This window comes from Streptomyces sp. Ru72 (assembly GCF_002920635.1).
Classification (GTDB): Bacteria; Actinomycetota; Actinomycetes; order Streptomycetales; family Streptomycetaceae; genus Streptomyces.
In genome coordinates this window covers 1-2,996 of sequence record NZ_PQSR01000216.1, presented here as the reverse complement: position 1 = coordinate 2,996, position 2,996 = coordinate 1, and the positions used below count along the sequence as shown (strand labels likewise).

The window sequence follows — 2,996 nt, the reverse complement described above, 5'->3', positions numbered from 1 at the left end:
TCCTCAAAGCCGCCCTCGGCGTCGACGCGGGCGTCCCCCGCGGCACAGTGACGGTCACGCCCACGTTCGCGCACGAGTACGGGCCGATGAACGTGACGGGACTCCAGGTCAGTGGAGGCCCACTGCCGATCACAGTCGGCGCAGACAGCACTACAAGAGTGATAGCGCCGGAAGGGCTAACGGTAGTCACGCAAAGCACAGAGCACTCGTATCGAGCGTGATCGCTGACCTGATTTCTGTCGACGGTCACGTAATTCCCCACGATCTTCATGATCAGTGTCGCGTAATTCCCCACCGCCGCAATCGCGTTTCCCCATGGGGACGTCAGCCGTGGACGGTGACCGCGGATCTGGTTTCCCCCTCCAGCTCGGCGTCGGCCTCACCGATGCCGCGGCGTACCGGAACCGGTGAGATCATCTGCTCCCCCGCCGCGCCTCCACAGCACCACGCTGAGTGCGCCGAACCAGGCGAAGCCGAGGAAGCGGCCGATCGGGATGAACACCGAGCCGCCCTCGGCGACGAGCGAGCTCATCGACAGCACGCCGGCAGCCCCGATCACCATGCCGCTCCAGGCGACCCAAGCGGGCAAGGCGTGGCTGGCGCGACCCGTCGCGGCGACCAGAAAGACCGCCACGCCAAGGGCGGCCATGGCCGGACCAGCCCCGGTGATGAAGGACAGATCCGAGACGGCCCGGTACGTGGACAACTGCGCCCTGGAGCCGATCCGAGCCAGAACCCAGCTGATACTGGCCGAGAGCAGGAGGAGAGTGCCGGCGACGGTGGCCAGCGCGCGGACGACGTCGGCCCGGGTGTCGCTGCCGCACCTGCGGACGAACGCGGTCAGCCAGGGGACGAAGGCCAGCAGCGCGAGGGCAGACGCCCCCTGGAGCAGCCCCAGGACACGGAAGAGGTCCTCCAGCTTCGCTGGATCCTTCAGCCGATACGCCTGCACTTCGGCGTCGCTGGAGTACGGCGTTACGGTGCCGGACGGGCCCAGCGTCCCGATGACGACGAGACTGGCCACGAAGAAGAGGGCGTACAGCACGCCGGTCAGAGCGCCAACGTCACGGCGGCGGCCGCTGGTTCGGGTGAGCGTGGCGGTGGTCATGGAGCGATTCCTCCCGGGAAAGTTGGTGGCGACGGAGCGGGAGTTCCGGCCCCGGTGGTCCTCACGATCACAGAGCGGATGCTGTTGGACATCCCGCGCAGGAAGGCCGTGTGCATACTCCTGGTGACGTACAAGTCCATCCGCTGAGCTGCTCGGAGCGCCGGCCGTACTCGCCTGGGCGCAGCGGGAGTTACTTCCGCTGGCGGATGCCTTGGACGGCCGGGCAGGAGAGCCTGGCCCGGTACCTGTGCCCCACGACCTGATTGAGGTTTGTATGCCCCTCTCCGCCGGATCGTGGCCGGTGACGACGCCCGCCGGCGGTGGCGCGCGACGCCGTTCGGGCCACCGGCTGCCTCACAGGGCCCATAAGAGCATGGTCGTCGTGCATGTGGTTGTCTCTGTGAGCTGGCTGGCCCTGATGCTCTGCCTGCTCACCCTGGGCGCGACGGCACTGGCGACGGACAACGCCGACACCCTTCGGATCGCCTACCGGGCGATGGAGATGCTGGGCGACGTTCTGATCATCCCGCTGAGCCTGCTCACGTTGGTCAGCGGTGTGGTGCTGGCCTTCGGCACATCGTGGGGGCTGTTTCGGTACTACTGGATCAGTGTCAAGTTCTGGCTGACCCTGGCGGCGACGGCGGCCTCGATCTTCGCCCTCACCGCCAGACTGCACGACGCGGCGGCTGCGGTGGCCCGGCATCCGGTGGGCCCCGTCTCAGCCATTAATCTGGGATTCGTCCGCTACAACATGGTGATCGTCCCGGCAGTCGCCCTCCTGTTGTATCTCGCCAACGTCATCCTGTCCGTCTTCAAGCCCTGGGGTCGGCGGCCTGAATCTGGGGATTGAGGGGGACAGCAGTGTCGCTTCGATCAGCCGTGCGGCGTCGTGTTCCACGGAGGCACGCCGACAGATATGGCGGGCGGTCGTCGGCGAGGTGCCAGTGGTCCTAATTCACTCCGGGCGGCACGCGCGTGGCCTGGTGGTAGTACATCCGCCAGCCTGCCGCGTTGTCCCTCTTGCGCCAGATCGAACTGTGCCTGGTCCTGTGTTCGCCGAGCATGGTTTCGAAGGTCAGATGCACCAAGCCCGGCGCGAGCAGCACTCCCGAGATCTCCGAGGGCTCATATCGGGGACCCTCCGCCGAACTGCCCGGATGGTCAGCCAGTTCGGCGAGCATGGACTCATATGTCCATCGCCGCCCCGACCCGCCGACCTCCACGAACTCCGGGTCGAGAAGCTGCGCGGCACGTTCCCGAGAGGCGCGGACACGCGGATCCATGAGCTGCAACTCGCCCGCGATCGCCTGGTTCACATCGTCTTTTGCAGCGTCCATGGACGTATCCTCGCCGGACTCACGGTTCCCGCCGCTACCGATTTCGTCTGCGGCCACGTGAGGTCGTTCCCAATCATTGATCGAGCTTGGCCTTCGACACCGCTCATTCACGCGGGCTCGAAGACTTACGGCTTGGAGGAGGATGTTGATGATCGCCCACCCGTATCGGCGCGAGGTCGTGTGGATCAAGGTGAGGCGGTCTCGGTGAGCAGCTGGTCGGGACGTCCAGCGATCTTCAGGTGGTGGGCTTCGTAGCAGGTTGTCTCCTTGGAGGTCATCCCCGGCATCGTGTAGCTCAGAGCGGTCCGCTCTTCCGGCGCGGCCAGGATGGCGAGTTTCATGGTGCGTCTGAGGGTGACCAGCCGACCAGCAGGCAGGCCAGCGGAGAGTCCTAGTCCATGCCCTGGTTGGTGAGCATGCGGACCCGAGCGGCCGCTGCCCAGAGGTTGTCCCGTAACGGTTGGGGTGGTCTAACTGGTCCTAACAGAAGTCGTTGATCACGTGACGGTCGGTCGGTCTGCTCGTTGGTGGGATGGTGGGGAAGCGTCAGT

General features: G+C 66.0%; 4 protein-coding genes. 1 reads left to right on the top strand and 3 read right to left on the bottom strand.

Going from position 1 to position 2,996, the window contains the following annotated elements; all coding sequences use genetic code 11:
• Positions 1-379: 379 nt before the first annotated feature.
• A complete protein-coding gene (locus C3488_RS39445; protein WP_103845611.1) occupies positions 380-1,108 on the bottom strand; it encodes a hypothetical protein in 729 nt (242 codons plus the stop codon).
• A gap of 373 nt (positions 1,109-1,481) precedes the next feature.
• Here C3488_RS39445 and C3488_RS39440 point away from each other — a divergent pair, with 373 nt between their 5' ends.
• Positions 1,482-1,958, top strand: coding sequence for a DUF2269 domain-containing protein (locus C3488_RS39440; RefSeq protein ID WP_103845610.1), 477 nt, complete (start codon positions 1,482-1,484; stop codon positions 1,956-1,958).
• A gap of 100 nt (positions 1,959-2,058) precedes the next feature.
• Here C3488_RS39440 and C3488_RS39435 read toward each other — a convergent pair whose 3' ends face one another.
• Together C3488_RS39435 and C3488_RS41005 are read right to left on the bottom strand one after the other, a co-directional pair.
• The gene (locus C3488_RS39435; protein WP_103845612.1) at positions 2,059-2,445 is read right to left on the bottom strand and encodes a DUF4440 domain-containing protein; all 387 of its coding nucleotides are present in this window, start codon (positions 2,443-2,445) and stop codon (positions 2,059-2,061) included.
• Positions 2,446-2,630: 185 nt separating this feature from the next.
• Entirely contained in the window at positions 2,631-2,786 is a 156-nt protein-coding gene (locus C3488_RS41005; RefSeq protein ID WP_181139386.1) for a hypothetical protein, read from the bottom strand.
• Positions 2,787-2,996 lie beyond the last annotated feature (210 nt).

What these genes read in the sequence shown, in the direction of transcription:
- C3488_RS39435 (WP_103845612.1), bottom strand. Translation starts at nt 2,445, where the DNA reads ATGGACGCTGCAAAAGACGATGTGAACCAGGCGATCGCGGGCGAGTTG.
- C3488_RS39440 (WP_103845610.1), top strand. Translation starts at nt 1,482, where the DNA reads ATGGTCGTCGTGCATGTGGTTGTCTCTGTGAGCTGGCTGGCCCTGATG.
- C3488_RS39445 (WP_103845611.1), bottom strand. Translation starts at nt 1,108, where the DNA reads ATGACCACCGCCACGCTCACCCGAACCAGCGGCCGCCGCCGTGACGTT.
- C3488_RS41005 (WP_181139386.1), bottom strand. Translation starts at nt 2,786, where the DNA reads ATGAAACTCGCCATCCTGGCCGCGCCGGAAGAGCGGACCGCTCTGAGC.